The organism is Amycolatopsis silviterrae (assembly GCF_042684085.1).
GTDB classification, from domain to species: domain Bacteria; phylum Actinomycetota; class Actinomycetes; order Mycobacteriales; family Pseudonocardiaceae; genus Amycolatopsis; species Amycolatopsis silviterrae.
In genome coordinates this window covers 32,658-55,978 of the sequence record NZ_JBHUKS010000033.1, presented here as the reverse complement: position 1 = coordinate 55,978, position 23,321 = coordinate 32,658, and the positions used below count along the sequence as shown (strand labels likewise).

At 71.3% G+C, this 23,321-nt stretch carries 17 protein-coding genes and 1 pseudogene; 4 read left to right on the top strand and 14 right to left on the bottom strand.

Annotated elements, in window-relative coordinates; all coding sequences use genetic code 11:
- Positions 1 to 13 precede the first annotated feature (13 nt).
- The 11 genes from ACFSVL_RS38965 to ACFSVL_RS38915 form a co-directional block, all read right to left on the bottom strand.
- Positions 14 to 2,443: a hypothetical protein gene (locus ACFSVL_RS38965; RefSeq protein ID WP_378311911.1), complete on the bottom strand. Its 2,430-nt coding sequence runs from the start codon at positions 2,441 to 2,443 to the stop codon at positions 14 to 16.
- 13 nt (positions 2,444 to 2,456) lie between these two features.
- Positions 2,457 to 2,687, bottom strand: coding sequence for a type VII secretion protein EccB (locus tag ACFSVL_RS38960; RefSeq protein ID WP_378311910.1), 231 nt, complete (start codon positions 2,685 to 2,687; stop codon positions 2,457 to 2,459).
- A gap of 16 nt (positions 2,688 to 2,703) precedes the next feature.
- On the bottom strand, positions 2,704 to 4,089 hold the full coding sequence (gene eccD / locus ACFSVL_RS38955) for a type VII secretion integral membrane protein EccD (RefSeq protein WP_378311908.1): 1,386 nt from the start codon (positions 4,087 to 4,089) through the stop codon (positions 2,704 to 2,706).
- Positions 4,086 to 8,102, bottom strand: coding sequence for a type VII secretion protein EccCa (gene eccCa / locus ACFSVL_RS38950; RefSeq protein ID WP_378311907.1), 4,017 nt, complete (start codon positions 8,100 to 8,102; stop codon positions 4,086 to 4,088). The genes eccD and eccCa overlap by 4 nt, the downstream gene beginning before the upstream one ends.
- Positions 8,099 to 11,509 (bottom strand): hypothetical protein, encoded by a 3,411-nt coding sequence (locus ACFSVL_RS38945; protein ID WP_378311905.1) that lies wholly within the window; start codon positions 11,507 to 11,509, stop codon positions 8,099 to 8,101. The genes eccCa and ACFSVL_RS38945 overlap by 4 nt, the downstream gene beginning before the upstream one ends.
- Before the next feature lie 66 nt (positions 11,510 to 11,575).
- Positions 11,576 to 12,124, bottom strand: coding sequence for a hypothetical protein (locus tag ACFSVL_RS38940; RefSeq protein WP_378311903.1), 549 nt, complete (start codon positions 12,122 to 12,124; stop codon positions 11,576 to 11,578).
- 46 nt (positions 12,125 to 12,170) lie between these two features.
- Positions 12,171 to 12,470, bottom strand: a complete 300-nt coding sequence (locus ACFSVL_RS38935) for a WXG100 family type VII secretion target (protein WP_009080578.1) — start codon at positions 12,468 to 12,470, stop codon at positions 12,171 to 12,173.
- 31 nt (positions 12,471 to 12,501) lie between these two features.
- On the bottom strand, positions 12,502 to 12,840 hold the full coding sequence (locus ACFSVL_RS38930; protein WP_378311901.1) for a WXG100 family type VII secretion target: 339 nt from the start codon (positions 12,838 to 12,840) through the stop codon (positions 12,502 to 12,504).
- 328 nt (positions 12,841 to 13,168) lie between these two features.
- Positions 13,169 to 13,717 carry a DUF1062 domain-containing protein gene (locus tag ACFSVL_RS38925; protein WP_378311900.1) on the bottom strand — a complete coding sequence of 183 codons (549 nt, stop codon included), beginning with the start codon at positions 13,715 to 13,717 and terminating at the stop codon, positions 13,169 to 13,171.
- 258 nt (positions 13,718 to 13,975) lie between these two features.
- Positions 13,976 to 14,620 (bottom strand): response regulator transcription factor, encoded by a 645-nt coding sequence (locus ACFSVL_RS38920; RefSeq protein WP_378311898.1) that lies wholly within the window; start codon positions 14,618 to 14,620, stop codon positions 13,976 to 13,978.
- Entirely contained in the window at positions 14,608 to 15,840 is a 1,233-nt protein-coding gene (locus ACFSVL_RS38915) for a sensor histidine kinase (protein WP_378311896.1), read from the bottom strand. The genes ACFSVL_RS38920 and ACFSVL_RS38915 overlap by 13 nt, the downstream gene beginning before the upstream one ends.
- A gap of 193 nt (positions 15,841 to 16,033) precedes the next feature.
- On the opposite strand from ACFSVL_RS38915, the gene ACFSVL_RS38910 reads away from it, so the two are divergent.
- Both ACFSVL_RS38910 and ACFSVL_RS38905 read left to right on the top strand, forming a co-directional pair.
- Positions 16,034 to 16,753, top strand: a complete 720-nt coding sequence (locus ACFSVL_RS38910) for an ABC transporter ATP-binding protein (protein ID WP_378312448.1) — start codon at positions 16,034 to 16,036, stop codon at positions 16,751 to 16,753.
- A 3-nt stretch (positions 16,754 to 16,756) separates the two neighbouring features.
- Positions 16,757 to 19,276 carry an FtsX-like permease family protein gene (locus tag ACFSVL_RS38905; RefSeq protein ID WP_378311894.1) on the top strand — a complete coding sequence of 840 codons (2,520 nt, stop codon included), beginning with the start codon at positions 16,757 to 16,759 and terminating at the stop codon, positions 19,274 to 19,276.
- Between the two features lie 203 nt (positions 19,277 to 19,479).
- Here ACFSVL_RS38905 and ACFSVL_RS38900 read toward each other — a convergent pair whose 3' ends face one another.
- Positions 19,480 to 20,505, bottom strand: a complete 1,026-nt coding sequence (locus tag ACFSVL_RS38900) for a bile acid:sodium symporter family protein (RefSeq protein WP_378311892.1) — start codon at positions 20,503 to 20,505, stop codon at positions 19,480 to 19,482.
- A 100-nt stretch (positions 20,506 to 20,605) separates the two neighbouring features.
- On the opposite strand from ACFSVL_RS38900, the gene ACFSVL_RS38895 reads away from it, so the two are divergent.
- Positions 20,606 to 21,469, top strand: a complete 864-nt coding sequence (locus tag ACFSVL_RS38895) for a LysR substrate-binding domain-containing protein (RefSeq protein WP_378311890.1) — start codon at positions 20,606 to 20,608, stop codon at positions 21,467 to 21,469.
- Here the strand turns inward: ACFSVL_RS38895 and shbA are convergent.
- Entirely contained in the window at positions 21,446 to 22,126 is a 681-nt protein-coding gene (gene shbA / locus ACFSVL_RS38890; RefSeq protein WP_378312446.1) for an RNA polymerase sigma factor ShbA, read from the bottom strand. The genes ACFSVL_RS38895 and shbA overlap by 24 nt on opposite strands.
- Before the next feature lie 51 nt (positions 22,127 to 22,177).
- Positions 22,178 to 22,963, bottom strand: a pseudogene (locus ACFSVL_RS38885) (sigma factor-like helix-turn-helix DNA-binding protein); the annotation flags it as partial.
- A gap of 71 nt (positions 22,964 to 23,034) precedes the next feature.
- Between ACFSVL_RS38885 and ACFSVL_RS38880 the strand changes: the two are divergent.
- Positions 23,035 to 23,304: a WhiB family transcriptional regulator gene (locus ACFSVL_RS38880; protein WP_037812602.1), complete on the top strand. Its 270-nt coding sequence runs from the start codon at positions 23,035 to 23,037 to the stop codon at positions 23,302 to 23,304.
- Positions 23,305 to 23,321: the final 17 nt, after the last annotated feature.

Here is a 23,321-nt window from a genome sequence, read left to right as displayed (position 1 = left end):
CGCCTCTCCGCACTCAGGCCAGGCCCGGGAGCGCCCCGAACCGCTCCGCCGCCTGCTCGTCCATCACGGTCCTGACCAGGTCCTCGCCCGCTTCCGCCCAGGTCGCCACGGTCTGCCGGAGCGAATTCACGGCCAGCTCGTCCAGCGCCGCCCGGTCGTTCGCGACCCGGCCGGTCTCGTCGATCTCGCTCGCGGTCAGCTCCCGCAGCAGCACCGCGCCGCGCTCGCCCGCCGCGGGCTCGCGCGTTTCCAGCACCTTGAAACTGGTCCCCGGCACGAACAACACGCGGTTCTCGACGCCGCCCTCGCTCGGTTCCAGCAATTTGGTGCGCCGTCCGGTGATCGACCACACCAGCACGTCCGTGTCGCCGTCCACAGTGGACGACGGGTGCGTCAGCGCGTTGAGGAAACCCCATTCGGTCAGCACTTTCCGGTCGTTCAGCAACGGCCACGCCGACGGCGGCAGCTCGGTCGTGAAGGTCGCCGGGCCGCGGTGCGAGGGCAGCCGGCTCAACCCGGCCACGACACACCGGGCGACCGGCACGTGCGGGCCGTTCGCGCCGCGCCGCAGTCCCGCGTCGATCGTCGAACCCTTGGGGGACAGGTAAAGCTGCACGGCTACGGCATCGGTCAGCACTTCAGCCGAGGACGCCGTCGACAGGACGCCCTGGAAGCCCGGGTGCTCGGACAGGATCCGCGCGACGGTGTTCGACATCAGGCCGTATTCCGCGCCGAGCGATTTGCGCAGCCATTGGCGTTCCTTGTCCGCGCCGCGTTTGGGCAGCAGGGCGGTCGACTCCGCGCCGGGGGTTTCCTGGAAGCGCAGCTTCGCCGGGGGCGGCGACGCGGCGGGCGGTTTCTCCGGAGCCGGAGCCGGGGCTACCGGCTTGGCGACCGGCGGTTCGGCCGGTTTCGGCGGGGCGAGGTCGGCCGGGGCGATCCGGGTGACCGGTGCCGGAGGAGCAGCGGGCACCGGATCGGCGGCGACAACGCCAGGAACCTCAGCTGCGGCGACAACGCCGGGAGCCTCAGCCGCGACGATCGCCCCGGGAACCTCCGTAGGCGCGGCGATCCCCAACGCAGCCGGAGCCGCAGGCAGATACGCAGCAGGCACCGGAGTCTCCGCAACGACAGCGACCGCAGGCTCGGCCACGACCGGCTCCCCAGCCTCGATCGCCTCCAACGCCCGCGCCGCGACCCGGGGCCGGGCGCGTTCGGCGAGCAGCGCGGCGGCGGGCAGCACCCGGCTCATCCGGCGGGTCCGCTCGTCTAGCCGGGCCAGCAGATCCTCGGCCAGCAACCGCATCCGGGGCGCGGAGTTCTCGTCAGCCGCGTCAAAAGTCAGGTTGTGCACCGCGGCGTCGAGCGTGATCTCGCGGACCGCGCCGGAAGACGGACCGTCCTCCGGCGGACGCACCAGCAGACCGGACTGCACAACCTCGACCACCGCGTCCGGCGAGTACCAGTACACCGCGGGCGCGATCTGGTCGAGCCCGTGGATCGGCGGACGGTGCGTAAGCAGCTCAGGCAGGGGCGCGCCGGGTTCGTAGCCCAGTTCGGTGACGAACGGACGCCAGCCGAACTGCCCGTCGAAGAGCACGGTTTGCAACGTCGGCATTTGCGGCGAACCGACCGGCACCCCGGCGTAGAACGCGACCGGCTTGCCCAGCAGATCAGCCAGCGCCTGGCCGGTCGTCGCCTCGCCGGACACCGACATCGGGCCGTACTGCACGAACCGCGCCTTGGCCCGGACCTTCTCCGGCAGTTGCACCCACAGCCGGGCCGCGTCGTCGAGCGGCAGCGGGGGACAGCCGGGGCAGCCCAGCACGATCGTCATGGTGTCGTGCTGCGCGGGCATCCGGGAGATCAGCGCCCTGCGGTGGTGGCGCTGGGGAGCGTCGAAGCCGACCGGGCGGACCCACAATCCGCCCGGCAGCGGCTCCGCGACACCGCGCGAACTCGTCGGGGTCAGCTCGGCGGCGATCCCGGAATCCCAAGCGGGCCGCGGAAACCGCTTCGCCTCCCAGGACGGCGGGCGGCCCGGCCGGAAGCGCACCCAGCCGCCGCCGCGCCCGGCGTGCACGAACAGCGCGCCGCCCGCGCTCGGGATCACCGAACCGTCCGGCGCGAGCACCGGGCGGTTGATCCGCTCGGCCAGCCACTGCCCGGCCAGCGCGGTGGTCTCGCGCGAGCGGCCGCCGATCACCAGCCGCACCCCGCGGCGGCGCCGGGGCAGCGCCTTGGCCACCGATTCCCACATCGCGATGGGGGAGTCCACCGGGAGGTCCACGACGACCAGGTCGTGCTCGGGATCGGCCGCGACGCCGAGCGCGAGCGACTGCGCCTCCCCGGTCATGCCCTCCGCGAGGTGCACGACCAGCGCGTTGCCGACGGTCTTCTTCTCCAGCGCGCCGTCGTCGCGCCGGATCAGCGAAAGCTCCATGGCTGCCTCCTTCTCAGACTCGGCGGCCGACGGCCGGAGCCGCGCCGGCGTGGTGCGCGATCAGCCCGTACACGAAGAACCCGACCGCGATGAGCAGCCCGAGGACCAGCCCGACCAGCAGGCCGACCCAGGCCCGCCGGGCGGGCACGTCGAGGTGGCTCGCGTCGCCGAGCACCAGCGCCGAGGTCATCCGCCCGATCAGGAACGAGTACGCCTCGACGTGGTCCTTCTGCGTCTGCACCATGGCACCGCTCCTTCGCTTATTCGGTGAGCCCGACGGCCCACGCGTAGACGCCGAACAGCTGCAGCAGGATCGGGATCATCGCCACCGCGCTGAGGGTTTCCAGCCAGTTCGCCAGGTGCCCCCAGATCGGCAGCAGCCGGCGCGGCGGCGGGCGCAGCATCGCCAGCAGGAGCAGGAAGAACACCAGGCACAGCCCGGCGAGACAGGCGCCCCGCCACTGCGTCGGCAACGGCTGGATCAGCGACAATCCGAGCAGCACCAGGCCGATCGCGCCAGCGGCGGCGAGCGGGACCCGCTGCCACACGCCGAGCAGCGCCCGCGAGCGCATCAGCACCGCCGCCGCGACCAGTCCGCCCAGCATGCCCGGGAAGAGACCATGGCCGACCAGGAACGGGAAGCAGCCGACGAAAACCGCGGTGGCGGCGAGGCAGGCGACGGTGAGGTAGCCGTCGGCGTACTCGGTCTGGTGCGCCATCTGCGCGGCGGGCATCGGTTCGATGTCGTACTGCAGTTCGCCGGCCGAACGCGGCAGCTGCGGACCGCGGATGCGGGCGAACCGGATGCCGATCCGAGGCGCGAACACCATCAGCCCGACCAGCACGAAGGACACCAGCCCGGCGGCCTGCTCGGTGGTGAACCCGGCGCCGAGGTGCAGCCACAGCGAAATCGCCCCGGCCAGCCCGGTCGCGACCACCGCGCCGAACGGCACGAACGGGATGGCGGGCGACCACGCGGCCCGCCCGCCGAGCACGAGGCCGCCGGCCAGCGCGAAGGTCAGGCAGCCGGTCAGCACCGGCGTGCCCTGCAGGTCGAACGCCGGATCGAGCCCGGCCACCGCGACCGCGCCGGCCAGGAACGCGAACGCGCAGCCGCCGAGCCCGAGCAGCGTCAGCAGCGCCTTGTCGTCGGAACGCACCCCGGTCGCCACGGCCGCGACGAGCAGCCCGAGCGACACCACTCCGCCGCCGATCGCGGTCAGCCCGGCCGAACCCGGGTAGAGCAGCACCTTGGCGAGCACCGCGAGGGAGAAGATCGCGAACCCGAGGAACAGGCCGCGGTTGAACTCCGGGCGCCAGCGGCCGGGATGCCGGCTCACCGCGGTGGCCATGCCCTCGGCGATGTCGTCGAAATCCAGCTCCGGCAACGGGTCCGTGCGCGGGCGGAGATGGAACTCCTCGCCCTCTTTCCAGTCCAGCGACTCCGGCGTGCCGGACGCGTCCAGCGGTTCCTCGCCGAGCCGCTGCAGCACCCAGGCGTCGCCGAGGTCCTCGCGGCCGCCGGTGTGCTCCAGCAGCACCGGCAGCAGGCTGGTCAGCGGGACGGACATCGGCACCGCCAGGTCCGCCCTGCCCTGCGGCCCGTACACGGTGATCCGGCACAGTTCGCCGGTCGACGCGGTCATCGCACGCCCCTTTCGGTCGTCGCCAGCGGGGACCGGGTTTCGCCGGCCCGGTCTTCTTCCGCGATCGCGGTCTGCACGAGCTTCACGCCGCGCCGGGTGACGAGCTGCGCGCGGCCGGCGGGCAGCTGCCGAGGTGCCGCTTCGCCGAGGAACTTGCCCTCCTCCTTGGGGTAGGAGAACACCACGCCGGGGCTGCCGAGTTCCCAGATGCGGCGGACCACCGCGTCGCTCAGCGCGCGCATCGCGCCGGAGGTGCTGCGGCCGAGGATCAGGTGGAACCCGATGTAGGAACCCTGCGACAGCAAGGAAAGCAGCGGTTCCAGCGGCGAGCCCATGCCGCTGGTCAGCAGCTGGTAGTCGTCGACCACGAAGAACAGCCGGGGGCCGGTCCACCAGTCGCGGCGCTTGAGCCGGTCCGCGGTGATGGTCTGGTCCGGTACGCGCGGGGTGAGCGAAACGCTGGCCTGCTGCGCCAGTTCCTGCAGCGCCTCGGTGGTCGTCGCGTACCCGACGCGGTATTCCTCGGGCACCTCGGCGTCCAGCTGGCGGCTCGGGTCGGCGAGCACGATCTTCGCCTCGCTCGGCGAGTAGCGCGCCAGCACCGAACGCAGGACCACGCGCAGCAGGTTGGTCTTGCCGGTTTCGTTGTCGCCGAACGCCAGCAGGTGCGGGGTGGCGGCGAAGTCGTGCCATACCGGCATCAGCCGCTGCTCGTCCTGTCCCAGCGCGATCCGCAGGTCGCCGTCCGGCGGGGGCAGCTGGGCCATCGGCAGCTTCGCCGGCAGCAGCCGCACCGACGGCGCGGGTGCGCCCGGCCAGAACAGGTGCACCTCTTCGGCGACCGCCTTGGCCGCGGCGGCGAGGTCGCCGGTGTTGCCGCTGCCGTCCATCCGCGGCAGCCCGGCCAGGAAGTGCAGGCCGTCCGGGGTCAGGCCGCGACCCGGCTGGTTCGGCACCGTTTTCGCTTTGCGCGAGCCGATTTCCGACTCCATCGGGTCGCCGAGGCGCAGCTCGAACCGGGTCTGCAGCAGATCGCGCAGATACGGCCGGATCTCCGACCAGCGGGTCGCGCCGATCACCACGTGCACGCCGAAGGACAGCCCGCGCGAGGCCAGCTCGCCGATCTTCTGTTCCAGCTCGCTGTAGTCGTTCTTGAGGCTGTACCAGCCGTCGACCACCAGGAAGACGTCGCCGAACGGGTCCTCGATCCGGCCGCTGCGGCGCAGCGCGCGGTAGGCGTCCATGGACTCGATGCCGTGCTCGGAGAACAGCGTCTCGCGGCCTTCCATGACCTGCGAGATTTCCTCGATCGTCCGGACGACGCGGTCGCGTTCGAGCCGGGTGGCCACCGATCCGACGTGCGGCAGCCCGGACAGCGACATGATCCCGCCGCCGCCGAAGTCCAGCCCGTAGAACTGGACCTCCTGCGGGGTGTGCGTCATCGCCAGCGCCAGCACGAGGGTGCGCAGCAGGGTCGACTTGCCGGTCTTCGGCCCGCCGACCACCGCGACGTGCCCGGCCGCCGACGACAGGTCCGCCGTCAGCAGCTCGCGGACCTGCTCGAACGGCCGGTCGATCATCCCCATCGGCACCCGGAGCCTGCCCCAGTGCGCCGGGTCCTGCACGGACATGCCGCGCACCGGGTCCGGCGTGACGCTCGGCAGCAGCGAGTCCAGGCTCGGCGATTCGGCCAGCGGCGGCAGCCACACCTGCCGCGCCGCCGGGCCCGCGCCGGTCAGCCGGTCGATGAACGCGTCGGCGAGCGTCGGCCCGCCCGCCGTGGCGGCTTCGAGAGCGTCCACATCGGACTGCTTCTCGGCCGGTTCCGGCTCGTCGTCGCGGATGATCAGCTTGGCGGGCCGGGCTTCGGTGCGGAACGGGACGACCTCACGGCTGGCGCGCGCCGCGGACGCCGCGGAGTTCTCGCCGCTGCCCGCGGGGACCGGACCGGAGACGTAGGCGGCCTTGAACCGCACCAGGTTCGTGGTGTCGAGCTTCAGGTAGCCGTTGCCCGGTTCCGGCGGCAGTTCGTAGGCGCTGCCCGCGCCGATCACGCTGCGGGACTCCATCGAGGAGAAGGTGCGCAGCGCGATCCGGTACGACAGATGGCCTTCGACGCGGTGGATGCGGCCCTCGTCCAGCCGCTGCGAAGCGAGCAGCAGGTGCACGCCGAGGCTGCGGCCGAGCCGTCCGACGGAGACGAACAGCTCCATGAACTCCGGCTTCGCGCTCAGCAGCTCGGAGAATTCGTCCACCACCAGGAACAGCGTCGGCATCGGGGCCAGCTGTTCGCCGGCCGCGCGCGCTTTTTCGTATTCGTACAGCGACGGGTAGCCGCTCGCGCGCAGTTGTTCCTGCCGCCGCACCATTTCGCCGTTGAGCGAGTCCTGCATGCGGTCGACCAGCGGCAGTTCGTCGGCGAGGTTGGTGATCGTCGCCGAGGTGTGCGGCAGCCGGTCCATGCCGAGGAACGTCGCGCCGCCCTTGAAGTCGACGAGCACGAAGTTGAGGATCTCCGACGAATGCGTCGCGGCCAGCCCGAGCACGAGCGTGCGCAGCAGCTCCGACTTGCCCGATCCGGTCGCGCCGATCAGCATCCCGTGCGGGCCCATCCCGCCCTGCGCCGATTCCTTCAGGTCCAGCTCGACGATCTCGCCGTCCTCGGTCACGCCGATCGGCACCGACATCCGCGCCCGCTGCGCCGCCCGCGGCCGCCACTGGCCCGGGACGTCGAAGGTGTGCACGTCCTTGATGCCCAGCAGCGCGGTCAGCCCGAAATCGCTTTCCAGCGGCTGGTCGGCGATTTCGAGGGTGCCGCTGGTCCGTTTCGGCGCGAGCAGCCGGGCGAGGCCTTCGACCTGGGTCACCGACAGCTCGTCGCGGGTCGCCGAACCCACGCCGCTGCCCGCCGGGAACTCGACCAGATCGTCCTTGGTGGTCAGCCGGAGCACCTTGGGACCGCCGGGCAGCGCGCCGGTGACGTCCAGCAGCACCACGTTGCGCAGACCCGCGCCGACCAGCCGCGAGGACTCCGGGATCGTCGCCAGATGCGCGACGACCACCACGAACGGCTCGGTCGTCGTCGGCCCGACGGTCTTGTCGTGGTCGTCGCGATCGGCCACGTCCGGGCCGAGGAGGTCCATCAGCTCGTCGTGGTCGGTGGTGAGCAGCCGGAGCGGGCCCGCCGCGTCGCGCAGGGCCGGATGGTTGTTGTGCGGCAACCACTTCACCCAGTCCCACTGCGCCTGCGCGGCCTCCGTGGTGAGCACGGCCAGCCGCAGCTCGTCCGGCGAATGGAAGGCGACCAGCTGCGCGAGCATCGCCCGGACCAGCGCGACGGCCGCGTCCGGATCGCCGTCGAACTCGACGCTGGTGAAGCTGCGCAGCCCCACCGCGGTCGGGATGCCGGACAGCGTGCGGTAGGTCTCGGTGAACCGGCGCAGCGAGATCGCCGACAGCGGTTCGAGGTCCTCGATCGGCTTGGTCACCGGCGGCACCAGCTCCAGCGCCGACTGCTGGGTGCCCAGCCCGATCCGCACCCGCGCGAAGTCCTCGTGGCTGATCCGGCGTTCCCACAGCCGCGGCCCCATCGCGAGCGACCACAGCGAATCCGGCGCCGGGTTGTTCCAGGCCACCGCGTGCCGCTGGTCCTCGGCGGTCGACCGGGCCCGGTCGCGGACCTGGCCGAGGTAGCGCAGGTAGTCCCGCCGCTCGGCCTGCATCTTGCGCTTGCGCTCGGCGGCCGCGCGGGACAGCTGCCCGAGGCTCATCGCGATCATCGACACGCCCATGCCGCCGCCGATCACGTAGGTGAACGGCGAACTGCCCGCGACCCCGGAGAACGCCAGCACCATCACCAGCGACCCGATGGCCATCGGCAGCATCATCAGCAGCGAGTTGAAATCGCGCGCCGCCGGTTCGGCCATCACCGGCGGTTCTTGCAGTTCTTCCTGCCCCTCGGGCATTTCCGGGCCCGTCGTGCGCGGGCCGCGCTTCACCGTTTCGGTACTCATTCGAGCACCCCCGAGGCCCCGCGCCGCCTGCCCCAGGCCGCGTCGTCCTGCCGCAGCAGATCGGCCATGGTGCGTTCCTCTTCTTCCTGGGTCTCTTCCTCGACGGTTTCCGGCTCTGCCGGTTCCGGAGCGTCGCCGCAGGTGGGCAGCTCGTCGGGGACGATTTCGGCCGGTCCGCCGCGCACCCGCTGGTACGTGCTGAGCGGTTCGTCGGCCGGTCGCCACGGTTCGTCGCTGCGCTGGACGAAATCGGTGCGGATCTCCTCGGCCCGGTCGTCGGCCGGTGTGCCGACGGGCAGGAGGGCGGGGAGGAATTCGGCGGTGCCGACGTCCCAGGCGGAGGTGTCCTCGGTGTCGAGCGGCCGCACGACGGGGATCCGGACGTCGTCCGGGGCGGCGCCGGCGGTGGCCCAGCCGGTGTTCGGCGGGATGTGCTGGCCGGTCCACGATTCGGTGCTGGCGTGGAGGTGGTCGGCGGCGTCCGGACGGTCGTCGTTGTCTGGCGGGGCCGGGACGGGGGGCAGTGCCCAGGCGGCGGCCGGGCTTGGCGGGGTTTCGCCTGGTGCGGTGGGGTTTCCGAGGCCGACCGGGGTGTTCGCCGCCCACGGTTCCTGGACGTCGCCGAGGAGCCCGGCCGAGTCGGGTCGTTCGGCGGCAGGCGTGGTGGTGCCGCTTCCGGGCGGGACCATGGGCATGCCGGGGCTTTGCTGGGGGGAGCCGGTGCGCTGTGCGGCTGGTGTGCCCGTTGGGGTTTCGGGGTTTCCGATGCCGGCTGGCAGGCTCGCCGCCCAGGGTTCCTGGACGTCGCCCAGCAGTCCGGCCGAGTCCGGCCGTTCGGCGGCGGGCGTGTTCAGCCCGCCGCCCGCGCCGCCGGGCGGAACCATCGGCATGCCAGGTCCCTGGTGCTCGCGGACGGACTCCGGACTCGCCCACTCAGCCGATTCGCTCGGCGGCGTCTCCCCGGACGCGGTCGGGTCGCCGACGCCACCGGGCAGGTCGGCCGTCCACGGCTCCTGCACGTTGCCGAGCAGTCCGGCCGAGTCCGGTCGTTCGGCGGCGGGGGTGTTCAGCCCGCCGCCTGCGCCGCCGGGCGGCATCATCGGGGGCATTCCCGAGGCCGGGAGCTGCTGCTGCCCGTGGTTCTGGCTGCCGATCGGGTTCGGCGGTTTGGGCAGGTCGCTTTCGCCGAGGCCCTTGACTCCCGGGCCGACCGGCTCCCCGCCGGTACCCGGACCGCTGATACCGGGGCCGCCCGTGCCGGGACCGCTGATGCCCGGACCGTCAACGCCGGGGCCGCCAAGCCCCGGGCCGCCAGCGCCCGGACCGCCGCCGACGCCAGCGGGCGGCGGCGCCCATTCGGCCGAGTGCAGCGGCGGGGTCTCGCCGTGCGAATCGGGGTTGCCGATGCCGTCCGGGGGAGGGCTGAGCCATGGCTTCTTGATGTTGCCGAGCAGCCCGGCCGAGTCCGGTCGTTCGGCGGACGGCGTGTTCAGCCCGCTGCCGCCGCCCATGCCGCCCGGCGGGACCATCGGCGGGGTCCCGGCGCCCGGGAGCTGCTGCTGCTCGTGGTTCTGGTTGCCCACGGGGTCCGGAATTTTCGGCAGGTCGCTTTCGCCGAGGCCCTTGATCGCGCCCGGACCGCTGTCGCCGAGCCCGCCCGGGCCGTTGCCGGTTCCACCGCTCGCCCCTGGCGGCGGCGCCCACTTGGCCGAGCTGAGCGGCGGGGTGTCGCCGTGCGCGTCGGGGTTGCCGATGCCGTCGGGCGGAGGGCTGAGCCACGGCTTCTTGATGTTGCCGAGCAGCCCGGAGGAATCCGGTCGTTCGGCGGACGGCGGGTTCAGGCCGCCGCCCCCGCCCATGCCGCCCGGCGGCATCATCGGGATGCCGCTGCCGCCCGGCGGCTGGCTGCCCGGCGGGTTGCCGAGTCCCGGCGGCAGATGCGCGGGGTTGAGCGCGTTGTTCGCCAGGTTGCCGGAATCGCCCGGCGGCGGCGGAACCGACGGCGGGGCGACGTGGCCGGACCCGCCGGGGTTGCCGCCCGAGCTTCCGGGCGGCGGCGGGATCGACGGCGGGTTGACGTGCCCGCCCAGGTTGTTGCCCGAAGCTCCCGGCGGTGGCGGGACCGCCGGCGGCTTGACGTTGTTCCCGCCGGCCGAATCTCCCGGCGGCGGCGGAACTTGCGGCGGTTTCACGTTGTTGGCCGCGCTGTCGCCGGGAGGCGGCGGAATGGCGGGCGGCTTGACCTGCGGCGGAGGCTGCGAACCGCCGCCGCCCGGAGGCTTCTGCAGGTTCGGCGACTTGACGTTGTTGCCGCCGGGCCCGTTGATCCCGCCGGGAGGCGGCGGAATGGCGGCAGGGTTCAGCGGAGGCGGCGTGCCATTTCCCCCGGGACCCTTGAGATCGCCCGGCGGCGGCTGCACGACGGCGTTCTTGAGCGGCGGCGGCACGTTGTTCCCGCCCGGACCGTTGCCCCCGCCCGGAGGCGGCGGGATCGTGGCCTTGTTGACCGGAGGCGGCGGCGCGCCATTGCCCCCGCCCGGCGGCGGAGACACCGGCGGCGGTTTCGGGGTAGGCGGCGGCTGCGTCACCGGTGGCGGCGGCGGAGAAGCAGGCGGCGGTGGCGGAGGCGTCACCGGCGGCGGAGGAGGCGGCGGCGTGGGCGGCGGGGGAGGAGTAGGTGGCGGCGGAGGCGGCTTCGGCGGGTTGTCGCCGCCACCGCCCGGAGTCGGCGGCGGGGTCGTCTTGCCCGCGTTGACGTGCACCGTGTTGTACTTCTGCGCGAGCTGGCCGCCCACCTTGCGCATGTCGTTCGTCATCATCTCGACGGCTTCGGGGAACTGCGAGATGTACGCGCGCCCGTCGTTGAGTTCGTATTTGCTGCCCTGGGAGAGGACCTGGCTGGCGTAATAGCTGTCGATGTAGCGGATCGTGTCCTGCGCCCACTTGAGGTAGGCCGCGGAATTGACCAGGTTGGTCGGCACGTTGTTCGATCCGCCGCCGTCGCCGATCCGGTCCGCGAGATCGGAGAACTTGTTGCCCAGCGCGGTCATCATGTCTTTGAACTTCGTCGCCGCGTCGCCCTTCCACGGGCCGTTCGGCCCGGCGAGGGCGGCGGTCTGGTCCTGAATGGACTGAGCGACCATCGCGAGGTTCTGCTGCGTCTCCTGAAACACCCCGGCCGCGTCCTGAAGCGACTGCCAGTTGACGTTGCCGTAGGCCTTGTCCCGGTTGTCCTGGCCGCCCGACAGCGAACCGCCGCCGAGGATCGCCGCTTCGATCTGCTTCCACGTCAGGCCGTCGAAATCCTTCGACGGGTCACCAGTGGTGTTCTGGTTGCCGGTCTGCGTGGTGTCGGGCCAGACCCCGTTGTCGTCCGAGGTGAACCCGTGGGTGTTTTCGTCCGCCATCTTCCCTCGATCGCTTCGAACCTGAGAGACCCGGGAGAGAACCCGGAGAGACCGCCGCCCGTCCGGTCAGGATTTCTGACCGGCGCCGGTGATGTGGCCGCTGACTGTGTTGAAATACTGGTTGTAGTCGTCGGCGGACATCTTGTTGACCTCGTCGGCGTTGTCGTACGCCTTCGAGGCCTTGTTCACCGCGTCCGCCACCTCGTCGAGCGCCTTGCAGAGGTCGTGGATCGCGGTGCGGGTGGTGTCCCGCAGCGCGTTCGTGCCCTGGATCGGCGTGAAGATCTTGCTCTGCGCCGTCAGGAACACGCCGGGCTTCAGCTGGATGCCGTCGAGTTTCGCCGGCAGATCCTTCAGCGGCCCGTCCGCGAGCGACTGCAGGTTCTTCGCGAACGTGCGCATCGCCTCGGTGTTGACCGCCGTGACGCCCTTGCCCGGATGCTCGGAACCGCCCGGCACCGGCGGCGGCTTGCCGACGTCGCCCGGCGGGATCCACTCGTTCTTCACGTCCGGCGGCGCCTGGTCGCCCGGACTGTGGAACTTGCCGTCGTCCGAAGTGGTCTGGTGGTTGTCCGAGGAGGTGTCCTTGTGCTCCCCGTTGCCGTTGCCGTCCACTGTGGTTCACCCTCCTTTCAGGTCAGGTGCGGCGGGGCGGCGAGAGTCAGTTCGCCGCGAACCGCTTGGCGTTGTTGCCCTCGGTGTTCGAGGTGCCCTCGTTGATCTGGCCGAGGGTCTGCGCGGCGGCGTCGAGCGCCTGCGGAAGGGTCAGCGCCGCCTGGTGGCAGTAGGTGTAGGTCTCGTGGAACATGTCCGCCGCGACACCGGTCCAGTTTTCGCGCTGGCCCTCGATGACCGCCTTCATCTGGTCGAGCAGCTCGGTGATCTGGTTGGACTGCTGCTTGGCCTGCCCGACGGTGTCCTGCATGGTGGCGAAGCTGATCTGGAACTGGCCCAAAGCCATCGGAAAAGTCCTTTCGTGGAAGGGAAGGGGATCAGAAGCCGCGCAGCCCGCCGCCGCCGATGACCGCGGAGGCGTTGTTGGCGGTGGAGGTGTTGTCCGAGTCCCGGCTGTCGTACTCGCTCGCCGAGGTCTGCACGTTCTGCGCGAGTTCGTCCAGCTTCTGCACGATCTTGCGGACCGTCTGGTCGAACTGGCCCATGGCCTGGTTGAACACGTTCGCCGAGTCCGACTGCCAGGTGCCGAACAGCGTCTGCATGGTGCCGTCGACCTTCTGGTTCACCCCGGTGATGTTCTGGCCGGTGTCGCTGATCGTCTGCGCGCCCTTGCGCATGACGTTGGTGTCGACGCGTGCGCCGTCCTGCGAAGCCATGCTTTCTCCTCTGATCGGGTTCTCCGGATATGACGGACTGGCATGCCAGGCCGCCCACGTCGCCGCGGATGCCCTTCGCTCGGCCGATACGAAAGAGCAGGGGGAGACTGCGGACTTACGGTAAGCGCCGGTCTACGGGTTGTCGCCGCGTTGTTCCCTTCTGAACACCGGCGTGCGGACGGGTGGGCAACCCGCTCCTCCACCTGGGGGGTGGTGAACTGCGGCAACGCTTTTCGCCGCGAGCGGTTACGCGGCATTGCCCGTTCAGCCACCGCTGTTGCCCGGGTTCGCGTTCCGCGCTCATGCGAGCAGTCCACTAAGGACGGCCTCAGTGCTTGAGGGTGAAGGCGAAGCCGCCGGAGAGCTTGCCGCTCAGCCGGACGCCCGACACGACCTTCCCCTCGGCGAGAAGCCGCTCCACCTCGGCCCGCGCGAGACCGCAGCCCTCGGCGATCAGCCGCACCGGCCGGACCGGGATCCGGGCGGCGAACGCGACCGAGACGTCGATCGCGTCGCTGTCCAGGTGGTCCGAACCACCTGTGTCGAGCCGCCAGGCACCGGCCCAATCGAGCGCGATGCGGTTGCGCCGCAGCAGGACCGGGTCCTGGAGCAGTTCGGCGGCGAGAAGGGGATCGTTGTGGTGCAGGCGATCCAGCAGTTCCGGCCGGACCGAGCGCACCTTCGCCCGTTCGAACACGGTGAGTTTCGCCGTTTCCCCGCAGCCGGTACAGCGCACGAGGAGCCAGGCGTCGATGAGTTTGTGGTTGGCGTTGACCCGGAACTTGCCGCCGGCCCGGAAGCTTCCGGACGCGCAGGTGTGGCACCGGCGCCGGACGAGCGGCAGGCGAGTGGGCAGGACTGTCCAGTTGCAGAGCACAGGAGTACACCGATCCCAGTGAGAATTCCGCAGCACGAAGAAGCGCGGCGCGGGAACGCGGCGCGCTCAGAGCTTGGGATGCCTCACGCGAGGTACAACGGCACGTCCTTGCCTAGACAGCACTGGTCGAGCGGGAGCGTAATCAGCGCGGCTGCGCGGCTCCACTGGTTTTCTGGCTGGGGTCGCGTGCCGTGAAGGGAACCCTGAGGGAATCAGATTCCCCTAGGGTTCCCCTCACGACCTTTCTGCCGTATCGGGCTAGGCGCTGAGATAAGCGAGCACCGCCCGCACCCGCCGATGGTCGCCGGTGCCCGCGGGCAGTCCCAGCCGGGCGAAGATGTTGCCCACGTGCTTGTTCACCGAGGTTTCCGCGATGAACAGCTTCCCGGCGATCGCACCGTTCCCGTGGCCCTCGGCCATCAGCGCGAGCACCTCGCGTTCGCGGGCGCTGAGCGCGTCGAGCACGTTCGCCGCGCGCCGGCGCGCCATCAGCTGCGAGACGACCTCGGGGTCCATCGCCGTGCCGCCCGCGGCGACCCGGTCCATGGCCTCGCGGAATTCCTCGATCCGCCCGACCCGGTCCTTCAGCAGGTAGCCCACCCCGGACGCGCCGTTGGCCAGCAGTTCGGCCGCGTACGCGGTCTCGACGTACTGCGACAGCATCAACACCGGCAGGCCCGGGATTTCCTCGCGCGCCGCGGCGGCCGCCCGCAGCCCCTCATCGGTGAACCCGGGCGGCAACCGGACGTCCAGCACGGCGACGTCGGGCCGGTGCTTCAGCAACGCGGGCAGCACGTCGGGCCCTCGCTCCAGCACGGCGCACACCTCGTGGCCGAACGTGGACAGCATCAACGCCAGGCCCTCCCGGATGAAGGCGTTGTCGTCGGCGATCACGACGCGCACGGCAGCTCCGCCCGCAGTACCGTCGGGCCGCCTTCGGGGCTGCTCAGTTCGGTGCTGCCGTCGAAGGCCGCGACCCGGCGGCGGATCCCGGCGAGCCCGGTGCCGAAGTTCTCCACGGCACCGCCTTTCCCGTTGCCGCGCACAGTGATGCTGATCCTTTCCTGGCCGACCGCGAGCGTAATCCACGCCCGGTCGGCTCCGCTGTGCTTGGCGATGTTCGTCAGTGCTTCGGCGATCACGAAGTAGGCGGCCGCCTCGACCGCAGCCGGGGCCTGCCCGGTGCCCGAGACGTCGACCTCGACCGGGATCGCGCTGCTCGCCGCGAGCGCCTGCACCGCGCCGGGCAAGCCACGGTCGGCCAGCAGCGGAGGGTAGATCCCGCGGACGATCGTGCGCAGCGACGCCAGCGAATGCTCGGTCAGCTCCTGCGCGTCGTCGAGCAGGCCGAGTGCGTTGTCCGGCTGGTTCTGCAGGGCGTGCTTGATCAACCCGAGCCGCAGGGAAATGGCGACCAGCCCGGCCTGGGTGCCGTCGTGCAGGTCTCGTTCGATCCGGCGCAGCTCGGCACCGTGCGCTTCGAGTGCCTCGGCCCGGCTGACTGTCAGCTCTTCGATCCGGCGGGTCTGCTTGCTGCCGCGCGGCGGGCGCAGCAGTGCCCTGGTGAGCATCGCGTGCCCGCGCGCCAGAAGCGGCGTGAGGAGGATCAGCCCTGCGGCGTACACCAAGCCGATGCCGGTCGCGCCGAACGCCTGGGCCCAGCTGGTGACCGGCTGGAACGTGAGATGCGCGGCCGGCGGCAGGAAGGTCCACCAGATCGGTGCGGTGCCCCAGCAGAGCGCGCCGGACAGCAGGCTCAGCCCGACGAAGCACAGCGGCGTGCCCACCGCGGTGCTGACCGCGAGGAACGCCAGGTCCTTCCAGACCGCGCGGTCCTTGAGCACCCCGAGCGGCGAGCGGGGCACCGCGTACTTCTCGCCGACCGGCGTGCCCAGCAGCCGTTCGACCCGTTTCCGTTGCGCGCGGGCGAACCGGCGCAGCAGCGGGACGAGCAGGACCAGCAGCGGCAGCCCGATTCCGGCCAGGCTCAGCAGCAGGCTGCCCGCCGTCAGCCAGCACAGCAACAGACCGGCGAGACCGGCCGCGGCGCCGACGGCGAGGTACCGGAAGGACACGCCGAACCCGGCGACGTAGTCCCGGACGCTGAACCGGTCCGCGGCCACCGGCTGCATCCGTCCCCCGGGGATTCGCTCGGCAGGTGCAGTTTTCTGCACCTGGGACCTGCAGGATACGTGCTGTCCGGCGGGATCCCGGATCCGTAGCGTCCGGGAGGAGCACGAGCACCCGGAGGACGAAGTGGCACGCGAGAAACGGCAACGCCCGGCACCGGCCGGGACCGGAGCACCGCCGGACGACGTGGTCTCGCTGCGGTCGGTGTGCAAGACCTACGGTTCCGGCGCGGGCCAGGTGACCGCGTTGCGCGACCTCACCGTCCAGTTCGGACGGGGATCGTTCACCGCGGTGATGGGCCCGTCCGGCGCGGGCAAGAGCACCTTCCTGCACTGCGCCGCCGGGCTCGACCGGCCGTCCAGCGGGACGGTGCTGCTCGGCGGCACGGACCTGGCCGGGCTGGACGAGACCGGGCTGACCGTGCTCCGCCGCGAGCGGGCCGGGTTCGTCTTCCAGGCCTACAACCTGCTGGCGTCGCTGACCGTCGCGGACAACATCTCGCTCCCGATGCGGATGGCCGGGCTGGCTCCCGATCAGGCCTGGCTGGAGGAGGTCGTGCGGCGGGTCGGGCTCGCCGGGCGGCTCGACCGGCACCCGGCCCAGCTGTCCGGCGGCCAGCAGCAGCGGGTCGCGATCGCCCGCGCGCTCGCGCCGCGGCCGGAGGTGGTGTTCGCCGACGAGCCGACCGGCGCGCTCGACACCCGGACCGGCCGTCAGGTGCTCGAACTGCTGCGGCAGCTCGTGGACGAGACCGGCCAGACGGTGATCATGGTGACGCACGATCCGGTGGCCGCCTCGCACGCGCACCGCGTGGTCTTCCTCGCGGACGGCGCGCTCGCCGACGAGATGACCGAGCCGTCCCCGGACCGCGTGGCCGAGCGGATGACCACGCTCGGGGAGTGGTGAGCGATGCTCGAACTCGCGGTCAAAACGCTGCGCGGGCGCGCCTCCGGGTTCGCCGGCGCGTTCGTCGCTCTCTTCGGCGCGGCCATGCTGGTCACCGCGTTCGGCATTCTCCTGCAGTCCGGGGTCGAAGCCGGGGTGGCTCCGCAGCGGTACGCCGGGGTCCCGGTGGCCGTCGGCGGCGCGAAATCGTTCGAGGTGCGGGAAAACGGCAAGACCAAGTCCAAGACGCTCAAGGACCCGGTGCCGCTGACGCGCGAGACCGTGCGGAAGATCGCCGCCACAGACGGCGTCGGCGAGGTGGTGCCGGACGTGAGCTTCCCCGCGGTGCTGGCGACCGACGGCACCACACCGGCCGGACACCCGTGGTCGAGCGCCCGGCTGGGTCCGTTCGATCTCGTCCACGGCCGTGCACCGCAGCGGCCCGGCGAGGTGGTGCTGGACGCCGGGCTGGCGAAGGACGCCGGGACCGCGATCCGGATCCAGACGACCAAGGCCGCGGCCGAATACCGCGTCGTCGGCGTGGCGAAACTGTCCGGTGTGGACGGAGAACTCCGTACCCCGGCGGTGTTTTTCGCCGACGCGGAAGCGGAAAGCCTGGCCGGGCGCGGCGATCGGGTGGACGCAGTCGGGGTCTTTCCGCGGCCTGGCGTCGATCCCGACGATCTCGCCGACCGGCTGACCTCCCAGCTGGGCTCCGAGGCGGAGGTGACGACAGGAGAGGACCGGAGCCGCATCGAAAACCCCGATGTCGCCTCGGCCGGCAGCACTCTGCGGGAGATCGCGGGTTCGCTCGGCGGCACGGTGATCCTGATCTCGATGCTGGTCGTGGCCAGCACTCTCGCGGTGAGTGTCCACCAGCGCCGCCGCGAATTGGCTGTGCTGCGCGCGATCGCCGCTACCCCGCGCCAGATCTGGAAAATGCTCGCCGCGGAATCACTGGTGCTGTCCGTCGTAGCGTCGGCGCTCGGATGCCTGCCCGGCATTCTCGCCGCGCAGCTCTTACGTGGCGCGCTCGTCCTGATCGGCGTCGTGCCGAGCGATTTCTCTTTCTCCGTGGGAATTCTGCCCATGCTTGTGGCCGTGCTCACCGGCGTCGCGACGGCTCAGGTCGCGACGTTCGCGGTGGCACGAAAAGCCGCGTCGGTACGCCCGGTCGAGGCATTGAGCGATGCAGCGGTCGAGTTGCCGGGGATCAGCGGTGGCCGTCGGACGCTCGGGGTGCTGTTGCTGCTGCTCGGGTTGGCCGCGTCGCTGCTCCCGGTGTTCTTCTCCGGCGTTTTCGCCGTGGCGGGCGCGGGCAGCGGCGGGTTGGTGATGATCATCGCGATCCTGCTCCTCGCGCCTCCGGTGGCGGCGTTCGCGACGAGGGTGCTGGCCAAGCCGATCACCCGGCGGTTCAAGGAATACGGCTTCCTCGCCTCCGCCAACACGCGAGCGAACGCGCGCCGGCTGGCCGCCGGGATCGGGCCGCTGGTGCTGGCGATCGGATTCGCCTGCGTGCAGCTGTTCATCCCCGCCACCCTCGCCTCCGCAGCGGCCGACCAGGCTGACGAGGGAATCACCGCGCAGTACACGCTCACCGGCGCGGCGGGCGGCCTGCCGGACGACGCCGTCCGGGACGCCGCCGGACTGCCCGGCGTGGAGGCCGCGACCGGGGTAACGCGGGTGCAGGTGTTCGCCTCGACGAAGGTGCTCGATTCGCCGGAGATCTTCGAATTCCCGGCCCAAGGCATCACCGTCGACAACGCGGCCAAGACGATGGATCTGGGGATCTCCTCGGGAAATCTCGCCGAGCTGGCCCCGGGAAAGGTCGCCATCAGCACCAGCGCGGCGAGCACCCTCGGCGTCAACATCGGCGACCAGATCAAGCTGAACCTCCCGGACGGCTTCGCGGCAACCCCGGCCGTCGTCGCGATTTACCAGCGGGGCATGGGATTCGGTGACGTCACGCTGGCGCACGAGGACGTGTTCGTGCACAGCGTCCGGCAGCTGGACCAGCAGATCCTGGTCCGGGCCCGTCCCGGGGCGGACCTGGAAGCGGCTTTGACGGGCCTGTCCGCGAAATACCCGGGACTGACTGTGTCTGATGAGGCAGGCCTGTCCGACGAACAACGCGACGCGGCGACGGCCTCGGTGCTGAGCAGTGCGCTGCCGTTGGTGCTGGTCTTCGCCTACATCGCCCTCGCGGTGGCCAACACGCTGGTGATGACGACGCTCGCCCGGACGCGGGAGTTCGCGCTGCTGCGGCTGGTCGGGATGACGCGCGACCAGGTGCTGAAGGTGCTGCGAATCGAGGCGCTGACCGTGGTGCTGACCGCGGTGGCGGTGGGCTCGGCGGTGCCGCTGATCCCGCTGGCCACGGTCAGCCTCGGCCTCACCGGATCGCCGATCCCGAGCATCCCGCCGCTGCTGTACCTGGGGATCGTCGCGGCGACCGCACTGGTGGGCGCCGCGTCGGTCCTGGTGCCGGCGAGGTTCGCGCTGCGGGCCCGGCAGGTCGACGCGATCGGGCTGCGCGAGTGACCGGGCTTTCGGCAGTCGTGCGCGCGCGTTCCGGCCAACGCCCGGGACTTAAAGCTCAACCTGCTGACCGTCCACAAAGTACGCCAGAACTGCCGAATTGCCCGATTGATGTCCGCATGGCGGTATCTGAAGGTCCGTGAGGGGAACCCTGAAGGAATCAGAGTCCGTGAAGGTTCCCCTCACGGACCACCCGCCACCCAGCCTCAGCCGACCGCCGCGAGCTCCTCCGGCTCCAACGCCGCGGCCTGCCTCGCGTACCGGCGCGCCATCGCCGCGCACACGATCAGCTGGATCTGGTGGAACAGCATCAGCGGCAGCACGATCAGCCCGACCTCGGCGTGCCCGAACAGCACCGTCGCCATCGGCAGGCCGCTCGCGAGGCTCTTCTTCGAACCGCAGAACATGATCGTGATCCGGTCCGCGCGGTCGAAGCCGAGCAGCCGTGCGCCGCCGCTGGTCACGCCCAGCACCGCGGCCAGCAGGACGCCGCAGACCGCGACCAGCACGAGCAGCGGGCCGATTTCCAGCTGGTGCCAGATGCCCTCGGTCATCCCCTCGCTGAACGCGGTGTAGACCACCAGCAGGATCGAACCGCGGTCGACGATCTTCAGCGGCGCGGAATTCCGCGACACCCATCCGCCGATCCAGCGGCGCGCCAGCTGCCCGGCCACGAACGGCACCAGCAGCTGCAGCACGATGTCCAGCACCGCCGAACCGCTCACGCCCGGGCCGTCGGTGGCCAGCAGCAGCGCGACGAGCAGCGGCGTCAGCACGATGCCGAGCAGGTTGGACAGCGACGCGCTGCAGATCGCCGCCGCGACGTTGCCCTTCGCGATCGACGTGAACGCGATCGACGATTGCACAGTGGACGGCAGCAGGCAGAGGAACAGCACGCCGGTGTACAGCGGGGTCGTCAGCAGCCCGGGGGAGAGGAACGACGTCGCCAGCCCCAGCAACGGGAACAGCGCGAACGTGGCGCAGAGCACAGTGACGTGCAACCGCCAGTGCCGCATCCCCTCGACCGCTTCCTGACTGGAAAGCCGTGCGCCGTAAAGGAAGAACAGCAGTCCGACCGCGATCTTCGTCGCTACGCCGAATCCGGTCGCGACGCCGCCGGACGCCGGCAGCAGCGAGGCGATGCCTACGGTGACGAGGATCAGGGCGATGAACGGGTCGATCCGCAGCTTGGCGAGCAGGGCCGAGACGGGGCGGGCGAACGAAGCGAGCACGGTGGATCTCCTTTCCCGCTCATTCTCTCGCCGAGGCTGGTCATTCGGAACCCCGATGACCGTACTGACTGTCATTTCGAAAGACGATAAGATGTGACGCATGCTGGATCCACGCCTGTGCCGTTCTTTCCTTGCAGTGGCGGAAACTCGCAGCTTCACCGCTGCCGCGCGCCGGCTCGGTGTGGGCCAGCCCACGATCAGCCAGCACATCCGGCGGCTGGAAACCGAGGCGGGCGGGCTGCTGTTCGCCCGGGACACGCACGCGGTCGACCTCACCGCGCGCGGGCAGGCGATGCTCGGGTTCGCGCAGACCATTGTGGACACCGAGGAGCGCGCGGCCCGGCATTTCCGCGGCGCTCAGGTGCGCGGCCGGGTCCGGTTCGGCGTGTCCGAGGACTTCGCGCTCGGCGAGCTGCCGGAAATCCTGCGGCGGCTGCGGGAAAGCCATCCGCTGGTGGACGTCGAGCTGCACGTGGAACTGTCCGATGTGCTCGCCCGGCGGATCGCCGACGGGCGGCTCGACCTGGTGCTGGGCAAACGCCGTCCGGGCGCGGCCGGTCCGGGGCGGCTGCTGCGCCGCGAACCGCTGGTGTGGATCGGTTCGGCGGCCACCGAGCTCCTGCCCGGCCAGCCGGTGCCGCTGGTGCAGTACCCGATGCCGTCGGTCACCCGGCAGCTCGCGGTGGAAACGCTGGAACGCGCCGGGCTCGAATGGCGCGCTGCCTGCCTCACCTCCAGCCTCACTGGGCTGCGCGCGGCGGCGGCCGCCGGGCTCGGCGTCACCGTGCACGCGCGGAGCCTCGTGCCGGCCGATCTCGTCGAACTGCCCGCCGAACTCGGCCTTCCGGACCCGGGGGACGTGGATTTCATCCTGCTGTCGCGGGACGGCAGCGAGGGGCCGGTCGCCGCGCTGGCGGAGTTCGTCGTGGCGCGGATCGGCTCAGCGTCGTCGTTCGAGAGCTGAGCGGAGCCGCAGCAACGCGCGGTGCTGCGCGACCCGGACCGCGCCCGGGGTGGAGTTGACCGCTTCCGCCGCTTCTTCGGCGGACAGCCCGACTACTATGCGCAGCAACACAATCTCCCGCTGTCGTTCCGGCAGCAGTTGCAGCAGCCGAGCCAGCTGGCAGTTCAGTTCCGCGCGCAGCGCGCGTTCCTCCGGCCCGTCGGTGAGATCGGGCGACTCCGGCAGCTCGGCCACGGCCTCGGTCCGGTTGCGCGCCAGCGCCCGGTGCGCGTCGGCGACCTTGTGCTGTGCGATCCCGTAAACGAAAGCGAGGAACGGCCTGCCCTGGTGGCGATAGCCGGGCAGCGCGGTCAGCAACGCCAGGCAGACCTCCTGCGCCACGTCGTCCGCCGAGGAATAGGCGTCGGCGCCGCCGAGCCGGGCCCGGCAGTAGCGCACGATCAGCGGCTGGACCGCGGCGAGCAGGTCCTGCGCCGCCTCCGGATCGCCCTCGACCGCGGCGCGCACCGGGCCGTCGAACCCGAACCGGCCGGCCGGCACGCGTGGCGCGGCCAACGCGGTCGACTCGGTTTTCACCCTGGTCAGCGCTTCCTCGACGTCGAGTGCCGAGCGCAGTGCGCTGACCAGAGCGGTCTCGGCTTCGAGCAGTGCGGCCATCAGGGCCTCCTCGCGACCGGCCGCGCCGAGCCGGTGTTTCAGCCGTTCCCGGGCGTGCCGCAGATTCGAGCGGACGGTGGTGCCCGCCATGCCGAGCGCGGCGGCGATGGCGGCGGGGGAGAACCCGTCGAGCGACCAGGTCAGCACGGTGCGCTGGGTCTCCGGCAGGGTCGCGAGCAATTCGACGCCGCGCGCGTTGCGCTCCACGGCCGCGGCCAGCCGGTCGCCCGGCGGGTCCGCGGGCGGGGCTCCGCCGTCGAACCACGCCTGCTCGGCGGCGAGCCGGGCGGCGGTCAGCCGGACCGCCACCCGCGGGTCGCCCGGCGGCGGCCACGTCCCGGTTTCCTGGACGAACGCCTCCACCGCCACCTCGCGCGCGGTGCCCGGCCCGAGCCCGCCCGCGCACAGGAACGCCACGAGGCGAGGGAAATCGCCGCGAAAGAAGCCGTCGAATCCCGCCACGCGCACCCCCTCCCGAACCCGGACCTGTCGAACAGGTGCGGTGACGCGCCCGTGGGATGTAACGATCCGGTCACGGAAATGTGTGGAGGGTCGGGACCGGCGGGTACCTCGCGGGGACGGGCATTTCGCCCGCCGGCGCGGCGGAAGGGGGAAACGGCGTGCGCACAAGGAAAATCCGGGCGCTCCGGGCGGAAGGCACGCGGCCGAGGGGTCCGTAGCACGTCCGGCGGCAACCGCGTCCGCGATGTGAGCTGAATCGAAATTTCCCGCGCGGGCGGTGATCGGTGGTAACTTGGAAAGCCGGTCGTCCGCCGGGTCCTTCGCGGCCCGGGGCGGTTCGGCCGAAAAAGCCCACCGAACACCCTCCGCAGGCATGGCTGGCCTGTGCGCGCGGAGAAGTCGGTTGACCACGGTTCAACAATGGGGACAGGAGGTGAAAAGCAACAATGGAACTCACGGCCACCAGCTGGCTCGCCCGCGCGGCGTGCCAGGACGAGGACCCGGAACTGTTCTTCCCGATTTCCGACATGGGTCCGGGGGCGCAGCAGGTCGCGAAGGCCAAGGCGGTCTGCGCGCGATGCCCGGTCCGCGCGGAATGCCTTTCCTATGCTCTCGACAACGGTCTCGGCAACGGGATCTTCGGGGGAACTACCGAGCTGGAGCGCCGGAAGCTGGTCCGAACCGGCTCCGCCGCCGCACGGCATCGAGTCGCCTGACCGCGAGCCGGTGACCA